Consider the following 15,954-nt stretch of genomic DNA (forward strand, 5'->3'; position numbering starts at 1 on the left):
ACCCTGCCGTTGAGCTATTGCAGATGCTTCTGCTGCAAAAACTGGCTGACCTGATCGGCGATCTGTACGTTATTCAGGTCGGAGAACGGGAAATGAGTGTTGCCTTTAATGCCGATTTCCGGCAGGTGAATCACCTGCACATCGCCACCGTGTTTATTCACCACATCTTGCCACTGGCGCGCCATCGCCAGCCTTACGCGCCAGCTGTCCTGCGCCGGCATGGCGCTGGGTTTATCCGGGATGTTATCGCCATAGAAGATCAGAATAGGAATTTTGGTCAGCGCCATAAACTTATCCAGCGCCACCGGTTCACCCTTCAGCGTATCGAACGCGCTGGGCATTGCTGGCGGTAATTCATTTTCTGGAAACACAAAGCCGCTGCCCGGTTCAAAGGCGACAATCGCTTTAACCTTGCTGTTTTTCATCGCGGTGTACCAGCCTGGTCCGCCGCCCTGCGAATGGGTAAACAGAATGGCGGGACCGCTTTTATCCACCACGGCGGACAGCGCATCCGAAATTACATTGACGTCAAACGGCCCGGTATTCGGCGTCATCTGGCGGAAGTATTGGTTCAGCGCCTCTTTATCCTGTGAGAACTGCACGCCTTTGAAGAAGGTGGGCCACACGCCGAGGCGGAACTGATTGAACCACAGCTGCTCATCCGGTTTCGGCGTTAGCGTACTTTCCACCGTACTGCGACCGGCGCTACCGCGACGTGGCTGATCAACCAGATAGGTGGCAAATCCGCGCCGTAGAAAGAGGTTCTGGAACCCTTCGCGCCCATCCGGCGTGCTTTCCCAGGTGCGGGAAAACTGCCCGGCGCCGTGCAGCATAACGATGGGATATTTATGCGCATGCGGCGGAATTTGATAAAACACCGCCGCGTGATCGCCGTGATAGGTTTGGCCTGCAGGATCCAGCGGCTTTTTGGCATCGAATTGCCCTGGTGCGGTTATCACCGTGCCGCCCGCCGCAAAACTACCTTGTTCCTGAATCACTAAAGGTTGCGCCTGTGCGGCGACGATAAAGCTGGTCGCCAGCACGCATAGGCTGCAGATTTTGATCAATTTCTTCACGTCCCTTCCCCTCTAAATATTCCGCTTAACTTAATGACGATAGCCAGCTTCGCTGTCACTAATGCCATAACCGCCATGCGTGATAAATGGAATCACGCGTTTATTGCTTAAATCGTGGCTGCTGAGAAAGGTATTTACCAGCGGAGGCAGCGTGGTGCCCCAAATCGGGAAGCCGAAATAAACCGTTTGTATGCAGGTGCGCATGAATGCGCACCCTACGAAAAACGCGCCAATCCTTTGTAGGGTCGCCATTTATGGTGACCGAAAGATGCTTAACTGACGCGCATTACCAGCGTTATCACGCGTTTTGCGTTGCCAACAGCGCTGCTTCCGCGCGATCCGCCGCCTCAACTTCCCCATTGGCGCGCAACAGCTCCGCCAGCTGCTGCAACTGGCCGCGCGTGATCCCTACGCGCAAGCTGGCGCGCGTATGTGACAGCAGCTGCGATTCTGCTCCCGGCGTGGCGGCCAAGGCACCCACCGTGGCCAGCTCACGGCTTTGCCAGCCAAGGTTGTCACGGGCAAAAATATCGCCAAACAGATGGGTTTGCAGGAACTGGTTGATCACCGGCGCGAAGTCGAAAAGTGGTCCTTGCACCGGCGCGCCAGAAATTTTGGTCTGGTTGTCGGTGCCCAGCTGACGCAGCGCATCGCCCACCGGAACCGGCTGCACTGGTTCTTTGCCGATTTCATCCTTGATACCGCGCTGATTACGCGCTTCCGTGACTTTCATCAGCGCGCTCAGCGCGTTGAGACTGCGCGGGAAACCGGTGTAGGCATACAGCTGCACCAGGATTTCTTTGGCTTCGTTTACCGTTAATCCGGCGTCCAGCCCCTGATTAAGCGCCGCATCCAGTTTTTCCATGTTGCTGGTTGCCATAAACGCCGCCATCAGCGGAATGGCTTGTTGACGTGCCGAGAGCGTCTCGGACTGCATTGCTGATGTATTCATATGAAGGTTTTCCTCGTTTTAGTGGTGCGACTTTGCCGTGGCGGCGCTGATCGCCATCACCGCGCTCGCCACGGTAAACAGCGCGATAATCCAGCCCATGGTCCACGGCGTGCCGTCGCTTAACAGCGCCAGCAGCAGCGACGAGATGATGCCGCTGCCGTATTGCAGCGAGCCAATCAGCGCCGAGGCGGAACCCGCCATATTCGGCACCGCATCCATCGCCGCCGCCGTTGAGGTGGCCGCGATAATGCCGTTCATCGAGAAGAACACGAACACCGAGAGAATGATCATCACGATGCCGCCGAGCTGCAGTTTGGTGCAGAGCGCGAGGATCAGCGCTGCCACTGTGGCGGTTAGCACGGCAAACTTCAGCAGCGACTCAAGCGGATAGCGATGCACCAAACGTCGATTCACCATGCTCACCGCCATCAAACCCACCACGTTGACCGCAAACAGCCAGCCATAGTGCTGCGCATCAATGCCGAAGTAAGAGATGTAGACAAAAGGCGAGCCGGTAATAAAGGCATAAGCGGCGACGTAATAGAACGCCACGCACAGGGTAAAACGCATGAAATGGCGATTTTTCAACAGCGCGAAATAGTTACGAAACGCGCCCGGCAGCGAGGCTTTTACCCTTTTCTCCGGCGGCAAGGTTTCCGGCAACCAGCTGATCAACATCAGCATCACGCCGCCGATAGCCGCTAAAAGCCAGAAGATGGCATGCCAGGATGTCACACGGATCATCTGCCCGCCCAACAGCGGCCCGGCAATTGGCGCAATCGCCATAATCACCATCAGCGTCGAGAGCATCTGCGCGGCACGCGAGCGAGCAAACAGATCGCGAATCATGGCGCGCGCCAGCATCGGTCCGGTACAAGCACCCAGCGCCTGGAACACGCGCCAGAACACGATGTGGGTAATGTCAGTGGAGAGCGCACAACCCGCAGAGCCGATGACAAACAGCGTCAGCCCAATAAACAACGGCGTTTTACGGCCGAAGTGATCGCTCAACGGCCCCCAGATCAGCTGGGCAATACAGAAGCCGATAAGAAAGCCGGTGATGGTGAGTTCCGCATCGCCGTGCAGCTCGCGCGCCATGATCGGCATGGCGGGCAGATAGATGTCCGTGGATAGCGAGGTGATCGCCATCAACGCACTCAGAATGAGGATAAACGGCAAACCGCTCGATTTGACGGTGAAGGATTGCGTACGCGTTGAGGCGTGATCCATGTTGAATTCCAGAGAGATCGAATTCGTCCATGTTAGCGGAAGGGATTGTGAAGATAATGGCCTGAAATGACATTGCGCCTATGAGGAAAATTCATTAATAGGCGCAATGAATTGACATGACTTACTGCGCAATATGCACGCGTTTTTTTATATCCTTAAGGAACAGCGTGATAGTAAATGTCATCATCACCAGCATTGACCATGCGCCCCACTTGCCGACATGCACCGTCGCCCACGCGCCAAGCTGATTGGGATATTGCCAGACGCCAAAAAAGGTGCCCAGATTCTCTGCCAGCCAAATAAAGAAACCGATCAGGATAAACGCTACCAGCAGCGGCATGCGAAATGGACGATCGTGGGGGGTAAATATCACTTCCGAGCGTGCATATAAGCCCAACGCCACCGCTGCGATATACCAGCGGTAATCACCGATATAGTGATGGGTAAAGAAATTTGCATAGAGCGCCAGCGAGAGCAGCACCGCATGAAGAATCGGCGGATGATGGCGGATTTTAAGATCCATCAGACGCCAGCACTGAATTATGTAGCTTCCAACCGCCGCATACATAAAGCCGCTAAAGAGCGGTACACCGCCGATTTTACTCCAGCCCGCTTCGGGGTAATGCCATGAACCAATGGCTGACGAGGTTTTGAATAGCTCTAAGCCAAAACCGAGCAGATGAAACAGAGTGATGGATTTCAGTTCATCCCAGCTTTCCAGTTTGGTGGCAACCATTACTAGCTGGATAGACACGGCGATCATCAGCAGCAGGTCGTAACGCGCAATGCCGAACATGCCGCCACGCGGCACACAAAATATCGCGAGGAAAAACAGGCCAGCAAATAAGCACGCTCGCGCCTCTTTAATGCCAAACCAGATAAACTCGATGCCAAACCGCCTAATACCGGTTAAGCGCATTGCAGGAGGATGAATGAGAAACTGATCGAGGCGATTATGCATAACGGATTCCCTGCGCAGTGAAACGTCCTTTTTATCAGCATAATCAAAAAGTCAGGCAGCGTCGCGTAATGCTTTTTCGTCGGTGAGTGCGGTCGCCATGAATGGCGACCCTACGGGATTTATTGCGATAGTGAGTAGAATCGTAGGGCTGATGAATCCCCACAAAAACGAAGCAGGCACAGTGGAAAAATGATCTAATTATTGCGCCAACAAAAAATAAGATCGCCACTATGCCTGCTTCCGCATTTTGCCATAAATTTTTACGGGAATCTTTAGCCAGCACCCATCAGTATCGTCGTAACGCCCTCACTGATATGACGATTTCCCTGACCCGCGGTGCTTCCCTCAATCTGACCAGCATTGGTCGCTCTCTTGCGGGCGATGCCCGCGTTAAGCACAAAATCAAACGCGTTGACCGCCTTATGGGGAATGCTGCCCTCCACCGGGAGGTGCCCGCGCTGTCACGCGACATTATCTGCTGGCTTATCCGGGACATGAAGGAGTGCGTCATTGCCGTGGACTGGAGCGCCTGGCCGACTCAGTCCTTCAGCCTTTTGCGTGCCAGCCTGCTGGCGGACGGACGCGCTATCCCGCTGCTGAGCCTCATCGCAGAAGGCGATAAGCTGGGAAATCCCGACCTTCAGAACCGCTTTCTGGACGAACTGGCCGGGTGTATGGGAGACAGGAAAGTGACCATCGTCACCGATGCCGGGTTCCGCCGCGAGTGGTTTAACCGCGTTCAGTCGCACGGATGGCACTTCATCGGCCGGCTCAGGGGCAACGGCGTTCTGAAGCTGGCCGGAACGGATGAGTGGGTAACGCCGGGTCAGCTAAAAGCCGGCACAACGCCGCGCTGTGCTGGTGCGGCCCGGCTGACGCGATATAAAAAATCACCGGCTTACGGCTTCGTGCACGTTCATAAGAGAGCGCCCAAAAATCGTCACGGAAAGAAAAGCCGGGATCGTTTTTTTTACACGCGCGAAGAGGCAAACCAGAGTCGCCTGGCCCGTGAGCCGTGGGTGCTGTTTACCAGCGATGCGGAGCTGAAGCCACGGACGGTAATGAAGCTTTACAGCCGGAGAATGCAGATAGAACAGAACTTCCGGGATGAAAAGAGTGAACGTTACGGTATGGGGCTGAGAAGCAGCTTCAGCCGGAGTGTGGAAAGGATGTCAGTGCTGAACCTGCTGTCGACGCTGTGCAGCATCTTACTGTGGCTGATGGGCTACGCGCTTGAAAGCAAAGGCGAGCACCGGTTTTATCAGGCGAACACGGTGCAACACCGGCGAGTACTGTCATACCTTACGCTGGCAAGAAATGCGATAAGGCACAACCCGGCAGGGATCAGTCAGCTGGATATAGAAACGGTGCGAGCCGAACTATCAGCGAGTTACAGGAATATCGTATATGTGTATTAACGATATTCCTGGGGATCCCTCAGATCGTAGGGTGCGCATTTATGCGCACCTGGATAATCGTGATGCTAATCCAACGTCAACGTCCGTTGCGGATGCGTCGCCGGCAGCTTGCTCTCCTTGCCGAAAATCTTCTCGCGCAGCGTGCCTGATTTATACGCCGTTTGCGCCAGGCCGCGTTTTTGCAGCACCGGCACCACGTGTTCGACCCACTCATCCCACCAGCCGAGCGTGGTGATCGGCACCACGTTAAAACCATCAACGCCGGCATCAGCAAACTGCTGCACCCGGTCGGCGATCTGTTCTGGCGTACCGGCAAAACGGCCCGGCAGCAGAGCGTGCTGAATCAGGTATTCGCGCCACGTTAGCACACGGCCTTGCCCATAATCAGCATCAACCGCGATACGGAATTTCGAGCGCATATGCTGGCTGAACTCCTCGCGGCGGCTGAGTTCGGTCAGCGGCGTATCGGGATCGATATTCGCCAGATCGATGCCCGAACCGCCGCTGTAGAACCCCTGCAATGCATTGATATCAATGTTGTCGAACAGATATTGCTGCTTGCGCTTCGCCTCTTCCTCAGTCGATCCAATCACGGTGGACAGCATCACCAGCTTCTTCAAATCCTCCGGCTGGCGACCGAAATCCACCACATCCTGATTGAGGATGGCGATATCTTTGCGCGCGGTGTCTGGCGTTTGCGATGGCAGGAACGTCACTTCGGCGTTGCGCGCGGCAAAGCGGCGTCCGGCATCCGAGTTGCCAGCCTGGAAGAACACCGGGCTGCGCTGCGGTGAAGGCTCAACAATGTGCGGCCCTTCCACCCGATAGCGCTTACCAACGTGGTTGATTTTATGGATCTTGTCGGCATCGAAAAAGCGGTTGGTAGCGGGATCGTGCAGCACTGCGCCCTCTTCCCACGACAGCTCCCATAGCTTATACGCCACATCGAGATACTCCTGCGCCCATGCGTAGCGTTCGTCGTGCGGCACAATGTCCTGATAGCCGTAGTTGCGGAAGCCGTTGGAGAGATACGAAGTGACGATATTCCAGCCGATGCGACCGCGGGTAAATTCATCCAGTGAGGAGATCTGGCGCGCAAACGAGAACGGATGGGTCTGAATCACGTTGCTGGTCACCACTAAACCAAGATTTTCGGTGGCTAAACCCAGTGCCGAAAGAATGGTGATCGGATCGGGCTCGGGGAACTGAGTACCGGCACTAATCGTGGTTTTGCCGTCGCCATAATCGATGTCATACACGCCCACCACATCGGCGATGAACAAGGTATCAAACAGCCCTTTCTCCAGGGTTTTCACCGTCTTTACATAGGCATCAAGCTGGTTGTAGTTGTACTGAACCTGGCCTTCCGGCGTGCGCCAGTAACCGTGGCTATGGTGGTTCGGCGTGAGATGCAAAAATCCGTTATAAATCAGTTCGCGTGACATGTTCGCTCCTGTAGCAAAGTTAGGCAGTTTCCCGCGCGGTCAGACGTGGCAGCGAGGCAAGTAACGTCTGGGTGTAAGGATGGCGCGGGCGGTAGAACACCTCATCGGCGGCGCCCTGCTCGACCGCCTGGCCGTTCTGCATCACCAACACGCGATCGCTCATGTGATGGATCACGCCAAGATCGTGCGAGATAAACAGATAGCTGACGCCGAGTTGCGCCTGTAGATCGCTGAGCAGATCGAGAATCTGCGCCTGAATGGTGACATCTAGCGCCGACACTGCTTCGTCGAGCACAATCACTTTTGGATGGGTAGCAATCGCGCGGGCTATCGCCACACGCTGGCGCTGGCCGCCCGACATGCGCGCTGGCCACTGCGTGAGATGCTCTGCGCCGAGCCCAACCGATTGCAGCAGGCTAATCGCCCGCTCGCGCGGTGTTTGCGTTGGCGCATGCCGATCGAGCGCAATCGCATCCAGCAGGATGTCGGCCACGCGCCAGCGCGGATCGAACGAGGAGAGCGGATCCTGATACACCACGGCGATCTGGCGGCGAATGGCACGTTGATCGGCGGCGGACGCGTGGCTCCACGGCTGACCGGCAAACAGCACCTCGCCGCTGTCCGGTGTTTCCAGCGCCAGCGCAATGCGTGACAAGGTGGTTTTGCCTGAACCCGACTCGCCGACAACCCCCAATGTCTCGCCGCGTTTTAAGCTAAAGGAGACGTCATCGACGGCGCTGTGCCCACGAAAACGCTTCACGATATGTCTCGCTTCCAGCAGCACTTCCGCTGATGGCGTCACGGATCGGATTAACACACTTGCCGCGCTGCCCGAAAGGCGTTGCCCTTTAGTGTGCTCGCTGGGAATCGCGTTAATCAAACCTTGGGTATACGCATGCTGCGGCTGCTGCAGCACCTGCTGCGCCGTACCCGCCTCAACAATCGATCCGCCCTGCATCACCAGAATCTGATCGGCGATTTTCGCTACCACCGCCAGATCGTGGCTAATCAGAATTACGCTGGTGCCGCGATCCAGCATCTGCCGTAAGACCTCCAGCACCTGCGCCTGCACCGTGACATCCAGCGCGGTGGTGGGCTCATCGGCGATCAGCACATCCGGATGCAGCGCAATCGCCGAAGCGATCAACGCGCGCTGGCGCAAGCCTCCCGATAACTCTCCCGGCCGCTGGCTGGCGCGATAAGCCGCCTGCGGCACGCCGACTTCTTCCAGCAAGGTCTGCACTTTCTGCTGACGGCTGGCGGCGTTGCCCCAGCCATGCAGCGCCAGCGCTTCGGCGATCTCTTTACCCACCGGACGCAGCGGATCCAGCGACACCAGCGCGTCCTGCAAAATAAATCCCACTTTGCTGCCGCGCACTTTGCGCCACCAGCTGTCGCTACGCTGCTGCAGCGTCTCACCGTGCAGGCTCAGCGTTGCAGCCTGCACCTGCAATCCTTCACCGGCTAATCCCACCAGCGAACGGGCGGTGACGCTTTTTCCCGAGCCCGATTCACCCACCAGCGCCAGACATTGGCCGCGTTGCAGTGCGAAGCTGACATTTTTCACAATATGGCGCGGTTGCCCGCTTTCGCTGCTGGCCCAGATATTCAGGCCGCGCACATCAATCACATTGCTGCTCATTAGCGCTTCTCTCCTTCCGCTCGCTGCTGGATGTAGCGGCCAATCTGCGTGAACGACAGCGCCACCAGCACAATCGCAATGCCCGGCAACACTTCCAGCCACCAGGCGACGGTGACGTTAATTTTTCCGGCTTCGAGCAGCGCGCCCCACTCCGGCGACGGCGGCACCACGCCTAATCCAAGAAACGACAGACCGGATGCCCACACCACCGATTGCCCGATGCCTAACGCCACCAGCGAGAACAACGGCCGGAACACGTTGGGCGCGATGTGCTGGATAAACAGCCGCGGCCAGGGATGACCGAGCGCACGCGCCGCTTCGACATAACCGGATTGTTTGACCTGCAATGCCTGCGCACGCACCAGTCGCGCATAGCCCGGCGCGGTGCCAATGCCGACCGAGATCAGTAAACTGCTGGCGGAGGGACCCAGCAGCGCAACAAACAGCAGCGCCAGCAGCAAGGTGGGAAACGCCAGCAGGATTTCCAGCAGACGATTGACCGGCTCCGCTAGCCAGCGCGGCCCGAGCGCGGCGCTAAAACCAAGCACCACCGCACCCAACAGCGCGATCGCCATCGCGCCGATGCCAATCAGCAGCGACTGACGCGTGCCCCAGATAATGCGGCTGTAGAGATCGCGCCCAATGTCATCTGTGCCGAGCCAGTTAGCCCACGAAGGTGCTTGCAGCGCGCGATAGAGATCGGTGCTGAAGGGATCGTGCGTCGCCAGCACGCCGGGCGCGATGGCCGCGACAATAAAGAACAGCGCCACGAGGGCGGAGAGCAGCACCGAAAGCGGCAGTTGCCAGCTGAAGCGCGTGGTGCGCGGTGCGGCGTAATCCGTGAGATGAGTTGTCATGCGCGACCTCTCAGACGGGGATCGACGATCAGGTAAATCAGGTCAACCGCCAGATTAATGACGATGTAGAGGAAACTGATAAGAATCACGATGCCGGAGACCAGCGCAAAATCCTTGTTGCTCACCGCATTGACCAGCACGTTGCCGAGTCCCTGCCGGGCAAATACCGCTTCCACCAGCACCGCGCCAGAGAGCAAATTGCCGATCGCCCAGCCGCTCAACGTGATGGCCGGAATCAGCGCGTGGCGTAACACATGGCGCAGCCGCACGCCCGCCAGACTCATACCGCGCGCCCGCGCCGACAGCACAAACGGCTGCTGCATGCTGCGTTCAAATTCGCCGCGAATCGCGTGTCCAATAAAGCCCGCCAGCGGAATCGCCAGCGTGATGGCGGGAAGCACGGTGCCGAGCAGGCTGGTGCCGCCGACCACCGGGAACCAGCGCAGGCCGATGGCGAAAACGATCAGCAGCAGAATACCAATCCAGTACTGTGGCAATCCGGCCATGATGGTTTCCACCGCCGAACCAAACGCCGCCAGCCGACGATGGCGACCGGCGGTGAGCAGCGTCCACGGAATGGCGATAATCCACGCCAGCAGCAGCGCGGCAATCGCCAGCGTAAAGGTCGGCAGCAATTGCTCGGCGATGATGTGCACCACCGGCCGCTGCAGCTCAAATGAGAAACCAAAATCGGCGTGTAGCAGCCGCCAGAAATAGTGCAGATACTGCTCGACAATAGGCTTATCAAAACCGTATTGCGCGTTGATCGGTGCCAGCTCAGCCGACGTGCGTTCAATCACCTGCCCGGAAGTGATATTCAGCAAGATAGTGGCGCGATCGCCTGGCAGCACCGAAAGCACCAAAAAAGTTACGGTGATGGTGCCCCACAGCACGAACAGCGCGGAGGCGATACGCAGTGAAATCCGCCGCAGCAACAACGCCGTGCGGCTGCGTGGCGTGGCCACGTTTGCCAGATGGGAGGCGCTGTTTTGCGGCGACGATGACGTTAATTCACTCATGGCTGCTCCTGCACGAAGTAAGCATCGTTAAAGTTCAGCAATCCGTTGCCCTGATCCTGCCAAAGCCCGCGTAGGTTGTTGGCGATGGCAACGTTGTAGGTGAAGTTGTAGCCGCCGATGGCAATCGCCTGATCGTCAAACCACTTTTGCAGCAGGTCGAATTTTTGCTGACGGCGTTGCGCGTCGGGATCGCGCTGCGCATCAAGGATTTGCGCTTCAACTTCAGGATTATTGAAAAAGCTGGTGTTGTTGCCGTTGAACGCGCCGTTAAGCGCATGGTTGTAGACGATGTCGAGGATGTTGGGTGACGGCCAAACCCAGTAACCAAAGCTGATTTCCTTATCTCCCGGACGCGAACGTGCACCGGCAAAGCCTTCGGTTTGCGTCAGCGGGATCAGATCCAGCTTGATGCCGACGCGTTTGACCTGGTCCTGCACCGCCTGCAGCATCAACGCGCCTTCCTGGTCGATAATTGCCTGAATAAACGGTAAGCGCGCATCCAGCGTTTTACCGTCTTTGGTGCGATAGCCGGCGGCATCGCGTCCGGTCCAACCCGCGTCATCCAGCAGTTGATTGGCTTTGGCGATATTGAGCGAATAGCGATCGTCGACATTCAGATAAAGCGGTGTGCTTTTACTCAGCGAGCCGTTGCCCTCATACGGCACAGCGCCTTTAAACACGGTTTTGACGATCTGCTTGCGATCCAGCGCGTAAGCAAACGCCTGGCGCACCCGCTGATCGGTAAACGGACCGCGCTGCACATTAAAGGAGAACGCCTGCGGCCGTCCCGTGGCAACGTAAGAGAGCGTTTGATAGTGACGTTGCAGCGCCTGCCACTGCGCGGATGGCGGTTGATAAATCACCTCCGCGCCGCCGCTCACCAGCGCGCCCCAGCGTGTGGTGGCATCCGGTACGAACTTCCACTCCAGATGCTTGATATACGCCGGGCCGTTGTGGTGCGCGTTTGGCGGTGCCCAGCGATAATCATCATTGCGCACAAAGCTGATGCCATCGCCGCGCACCCAGCGCGCCACTTTCCAAGGTCCGGTGCCGACCGGTCGTAAGCACTTCTGCTCGCTGCTGTTATGCGCCAGCGAATCGGGCGATTGAAATCCGTAATGACCATTTGCCAGCACATTATAGATTTCGGGATTCGGCTCAGATAAATGCAGCGCCACGGTATAATCATCGACCTTGGTAAATCCGGTCATATAAGTAAAACCGTGCCAGCCTATTCCTTTTTGCCACGCTGGATAATTCGCAATAACCGCATCGGCATTAAATACATCGCCATCGGTAAATTTAACGTCGTGGCGTAAATGAAACGTAATGGTTTTACGATCGGCGGATTCACTCCAACTGGCAGCCAGCCACGGACGAATTTGTCCGTTGTCATAACTCACCAGATAATCAAAAACCTGACGCGATAAATAAGCTTGCTGCACCCAGCCGCCCCACAAGCAAGGTGGCTCCTGCTCATGCAGATAAACCAGCGTTCCGTTGCTATAACGGGGCGAATCGGTCTGCGCGCTGACGCTCAAGGGCAACGTACCACTTATTGTCGCCAATATCGGCATGAATAACCGCTGAAGAGACAGATATTTCATTTCGCTACATTTCCCGGTTAAAGACAAATAACAGATTTCGCATGGATCTATTCCGCTTGAAATTATATTTTTTGGAAATTAATGGGTAACTCACGGAGTAGCGTTTGAATAGAGCACAGATATAAAACGCGGCAAATAACAATAGTGGCAGTGAATATGCAGAATTGAATTATTTGTTCCATATAGTGAAATAAGCAGCGATTAGTTATTTGGTGAAATAGCTTACGCAGAAAAAGCATTAATTTGCGCCCGATGGCGATGACATAGTAATGAAAATTTCTACGCTGGAGGGAAACGTCATGTCGCACATCGAATCAGGTTGGGGAGCTGGCCCGTCATCCCGTTATGAACAGCTGGCGGAGCGTTTCCGTCCGGTGCTCCAGAAAATACGCGCGGGCGCGATTGAGCGTGAGCTGCAGCGTCAACTGCCGCTGGAGCAAATTGCGTGGCTGAAACAAGGCGGTTTCACCGCACTGCGCGTGCCGGAAAGCCATGGCGGCTTGGGCGCGACGCTGCCTGAGCTTTTCGCACTGCTGATTGAGCTCGGCGAGGCGGATTCCAATCTGGTGCAATCGATTCGCGGTCATCTCGGCTTTGTGGAAAACGTGCTGAACAGCGGCAGCAGCCCGTTTCGTGACAAGTGGCTGACGCGGCTCGGACGCGGCGAAATCGTCGGGCCCGCGTGGAGCGAAACCGGCGATGCGCGCCAGTCTGAATTCTCCACGCACATTGCGCGCAGCGGCGAATCCTGGCGGCTTAATGGCCGCAAGTTTTACACCACCGGCTCGCTCTATTCCGACTGGATTGATATCGGCATCACCGATGAAAACGGCAAAGGCGTATCGGTGACGGTTTCCCGCACCGCCGAGGGCGTGACGGTGCTCGACGACTGGAACGGCTTCGGCCAAACCCTGACCGCCAGCGGCACGGCAATTTTCGCTGACGTGGCGATCGCTGCCGATGACATCAACGAAGAGATTCATTTCAGGTATTCACCGGCGTTTTATCAGCTGATTCATCTGGCGACACTGGCCGGCATAGGCCGCGCGCAGAGCGGCGAAGTGGCGCAGCAGGTGGCTTCACGCACACGCACTTACAGCAACGGCAATGCGCCGCGTGCCGCGCAGGATGCGCAGATTTTGCAGGTGGTTGGACGCCTGCGTGGCGCGGCCTACAGCAGTGGCGCGATTGTGCTGCACGCCGCCAGCGCGCTGCAACGTGCCTATGACGCCCACTTCAGCGGCGATCAGGAGCACGAGAACCACGCGGTGGCGATTGCCGAACTGGAAGTGTCACAGTCGCTGAATGTGGTGAGCGATTTGTTGCTCAACGCCAGCTCGACGCTGTTTGATGCGCTGGGCGCGTCGGCCACGTTGAAACCGCTGGCGCTTGACCGCTTCTGGCGCAACGTGCGCACCCTTTCTTCGCACAATCCGCGCATCTATAAGGATCGCATCGTCGGCGATTTCGCCGTGAACGGCACGTTGCCGCCCGAGCAGTGGCGCATCGGCGTAGCGTAAGGTCGCCATTTATGGTGACCATTTAACCAGGTGCGCATGAATGCGCACCCTACGATTTTGTAGGGTTGCCATTCATGGCGACCTGGTATGCATGGCGTTAATCCCTGCCTCATGAGACACTCTGGCTTATTTCGTTAATAAATCCATTTCACGCCATGAAAACCTTTCTGATTATTGTGCCCGACGGCGGCATGCTGTTTGAAGCGGCGGGTATCGCCGACATCCTGATGCGCGCCAATCAGCACCTTCCGGTTGGCGTTGATCAGCAACGCTATCGCGTCAGCCTCGCCACCACTCAATCACATCAGGTGATCCACGGCCAATCGGGCCTCAATCTATTAGCCGACCTCAAACTGGCCGATCTCGATCCGCGCACTGCTTGGGACACCATCATGATCACCGGACGCGGCGACAGCGCGGAAGAAGGCAACATGGTGGTCGATTTCATTAAGCTGGCGGCTCCGCAGGCGCGCCGCGTGGTGTCGGTATGTGGCGGCGCGATGCTCTTAGCGGAATCCGGCTTGCTGGATGGCCGTCGTGCCACCACGCACTGGCGTTTGCTCGATACTTTGCAGTCGCGTTATCCAAACATTCAGGTGGAAGGCGGCCCGCTGTTTATTCAGGACGGACCGATCTGGACCTCCGGCGGCGTCAGCTCGGGCTTTGACCTGACATTGGCGCTGGTGGAAGAGGATTTCGGCTTTAGCGTGGCGCGCGATATCGCGCAGGATATGGTGATGTATCTGCGCCGTCCGGGCGGACAGATGCAGTTCAGCCGTTTTCATCTGCAAACGCCAAGCGGCATCGGCCCGATCGGTGAACTGCAGCGCTGGATCCGCGCCAACCTCGCTGACGATCTGTCGGTGGAGAAGCTGGCGGAGCGCGTTGCCATGAGCCCGCGCAACTTCACCCGCGTGTTCACCCGTGAAACCGGCGCGCCGCCTGCGCGCTATGTAGCCGAAGCGCGCCTCGCCGCCGCGCGTGAACAGCTGGAGCAAAGCAACGACACGCTGGATCGCATCGCGCAACATACCGGCTTCGGCAGCAGCATCAATTTACGCCGCAGCTTTGAGCGCCAACTGCATCTCACGCCGGGCGAATATCGCCAACGCTTTCACTGCAGAAAATTGGCGTAAAGTGATCCTTTTTTGGCGTTTACGCCACGGCGTCGTCGGCCTAGAGTGACTCCAGCATCTTCGGAAAAGGAGTCAACCATGACTAAGATCGGCATCAACGGCTTTGGCCGTATCGGACGTAACGTTTTTCGTGCAGCGCTGGGCAGCGACGATATTGAAATCGTCGCCATCAACGACCTCACCGACAGTAAAACTCTCGCGCATCTGTTGAAACACGATTCCCTGCTCGGCCGATTACCGGCGGAAGTGGAAGCCGGCGAAGGCGAATTGCGCATTGATGGCAAAGCGGTGCGCGTGTTTAGCGAGCGCGATCCGGCGAATATTCGCTGGCGCGATGTCGGCGTGGATATCGTGATTGAAGCCACCGGCTTCTTCACCGAACGCGACAAAGCCGCCGTACACATCACCAGCGGTGGCGCGAAACGCGTGATTATCTCCGCGCCGGGCAAGGACGATGACCTGACAATTGTGTTGGGCGTCAACGATCAGCGTTACGATCCGCAGCAGCACTTTGTGGTGAGTAACGGCAGCTGCACCACCAACGGCTTAGCGCCAGCGGCGGCGGTGCTGCATCAGGCGTTTGGTATTGAGCACGGTTTAATGAACACCACGCATGCTTATACCAACAGCCAGGTGCTACACGACCAGCCAGAGAAAGATCTGCGCGGTGCGCGAGCGGCGGCGCTGTCGATTGTGCCTTACTCAAGCGGTGCGGCGAAGGCGCTCGGTCGGGTGATTCCGGAGCTGGAGGGTCGATTGACCGGCTATTCCCTGCGCGTGCCGGTGCCGGTGGTTTCGATTGTGGATTTAACCGTGACGCTGAAACGCGATGTGACAGCAGAAGAGGTGAACGACGCCTTTAAAGCGGCGGCAGAAGGTCCGCTGAAGGGGATTCTCGGATACAGCGATGAGCCGCTGGTATCGAGCGATTATCAGGGCGATGCCCGTTCATCGATTATTGATGGGCTTTCTACGCTGGTGATTGGCGGCAATCTGGTGAAGATCCTTGCCTGGTACGATAACGAATGGGGCTTCTCGAACCGTTTGGTGGATTTAGCCCGCTTGATGGCAAAACGCGGCTTGTAAGGTAA

General features: G+C 57.1%; 12 protein-coding genes and 2 pseudogenes. 4 read left to right on the plus strand and 10 right to left on the minus strand.

Annotated features, from left to right (window positions below; translation table 11 throughout):
- Positions 1-14: 14 nt before the first annotated feature.
- The 5 genes and pseudogenes from ACXIZX_RS10910 to ACXIZX_RS10930 form a co-directional block, all read right to left on the minus strand.
- Complete coding sequence (locus tag ACXIZX_RS10910) at positions 15-1,067, minus strand: alpha/beta hydrolase (protein WP_479404871.1); 1,053 nt, start codon at positions 1,065-1,067, stop codon at positions 15-17.
- A 57-nt stretch (positions 1,068-1,124) separates the two neighbouring features.
- A pseudogene (locus tag ACXIZX_RS10915) lies at positions 1,125-1,265 on the minus strand (flavodoxin); the annotation flags it as partial.
- 109 nt (positions 1,266-1,374) lie between these two features.
- Positions 1,375-2,028 (minus strand): annotated as a pseudogene (locus ACXIZX_RS10920) (carboxymuconolactone decarboxylase family protein); the annotation flags it as partial.
- An 18-nt stretch (positions 2,029-2,046) separates the two neighbouring features.
- Positions 2,047-3,258 (minus strand): multidrug effflux MFS transporter, encoded by a 1,212-nt coding sequence (locus tag ACXIZX_RS10925; RefSeq protein WP_479404137.1) that lies wholly within the window; start codon positions 3,256-3,258, stop codon positions 2,047-2,049.
- A 121-nt stretch (positions 3,259-3,379) separates the two neighbouring features.
- Complete coding sequence (locus tag ACXIZX_RS10930) at positions 3,380-4,219, minus strand: DUF817 domain-containing protein (protein ID WP_479404138.1); 840 nt, start codon at positions 4,217-4,219, stop codon at positions 3,380-3,382.
- Between the two features lie 230 nt (positions 4,220-4,449).
- Here ACXIZX_RS10930 and ACXIZX_RS10935 point away from each other — a divergent pair, with 230 nt between their 5' ends.
- Positions 4,450-5,637, plus strand: a complete 1,188-nt coding sequence (locus ACXIZX_RS10935; protein ID WP_479403451.1) for an IS4 family transposase — start codon at positions 4,450-4,452, stop codon at positions 5,635-5,637.
- Positions 5,638-5,702: 65 nt separating this feature from the next.
- Here ACXIZX_RS10935 and ACXIZX_RS10940 read toward each other — a convergent pair whose 3' ends face one another.
- From ACXIZX_RS10940 to ACXIZX_RS10960, 5 genes are read right to left on the minus strand one after another with little or no spacing between them, the layout of a single operon-like run.
- Complete coding sequence (locus tag ACXIZX_RS10940; RefSeq protein ID WP_179450457.1) at positions 5,703-7,082, minus strand: NtaA/DmoA family FMN-dependent monooxygenase; 1,380 nt, start codon at positions 7,080-7,082, stop codon at positions 5,703-5,705.
- 19 nt (positions 7,083-7,101) lie between these two features.
- Positions 7,102-8,724 (minus strand): dipeptide ABC transporter ATP-binding protein, encoded by a 1,623-nt coding sequence (locus ACXIZX_RS10945; RefSeq protein ID WP_479404139.1) that lies wholly within the window; start codon positions 8,722-8,724, stop codon positions 7,102-7,104.
- Positions 8,724-9,581: an ABC transporter permease gene (locus ACXIZX_RS10950; protein ID WP_479404140.1), complete on the minus strand. Its 858-nt coding sequence runs from the start codon at positions 9,579-9,581 to the stop codon at positions 8,724-8,726. Before ACXIZX_RS10950 ends, ACXIZX_RS10945 begins: the two co-directional genes overlap by 1 nt.
- Positions 9,578-10,600 carry an ABC transporter permease gene (locus ACXIZX_RS10955; protein ID WP_479404141.1) on the minus strand — a complete coding sequence of 341 codons (1,023 nt, stop codon included), beginning with the start codon at positions 10,598-10,600 and terminating at the stop codon, positions 9,578-9,580. The genes ACXIZX_RS10950 and ACXIZX_RS10955 overlap by 4 nt, the downstream gene beginning before the upstream one ends.
- Positions 10,597-12,207: an ABC transporter substrate-binding protein gene (locus ACXIZX_RS10960; protein ID WP_479404142.1), complete on the minus strand. Its 1,611-nt coding sequence runs from the start codon at positions 12,205-12,207 to the stop codon at positions 10,597-10,599. Before ACXIZX_RS10960 ends, ACXIZX_RS10955 begins: the two co-directional genes overlap by 4 nt.
- 299 nt (positions 12,208-12,506) lie before the next feature.
- Between ACXIZX_RS10960 and ACXIZX_RS10965 the strand changes: the two genes are divergently transcribed.
- The 3 genes from ACXIZX_RS10965 (at position 12,507) to gap (ending at position 15,949) form a co-directional block, all read left to right on the plus strand.
- Entirely contained in the window at positions 12,507-13,727 is a 1,221-nt protein-coding gene (locus ACXIZX_RS10965; protein WP_479404143.1) for an acyl-CoA dehydrogenase family protein, read from the plus strand.
- 155 nt (positions 13,728-13,882) lie between these two features.
- Entirely contained in the window at positions 13,883-14,863 is a 981-nt protein-coding gene (locus tag ACXIZX_RS10970; protein WP_179450445.1) for a GlxA family transcriptional regulator, read from the plus strand.
- Positions 14,864-14,941: 78 nt separating this feature from the next.
- On the plus strand, positions 14,942-15,949 hold the full coding sequence (gene gap / locus ACXIZX_RS10975; protein WP_479404144.1) for a type I glyceraldehyde-3-phosphate dehydrogenase: 1,008 nt from the start codon (positions 14,942-14,944) through the stop codon (positions 15,947-15,949).
- Positions 15,950-15,954 lie beyond the last annotated feature (5 nt).

It is taken from the genome of Candidatus Pantoea symbiotica, assembly GCF_056491525.1.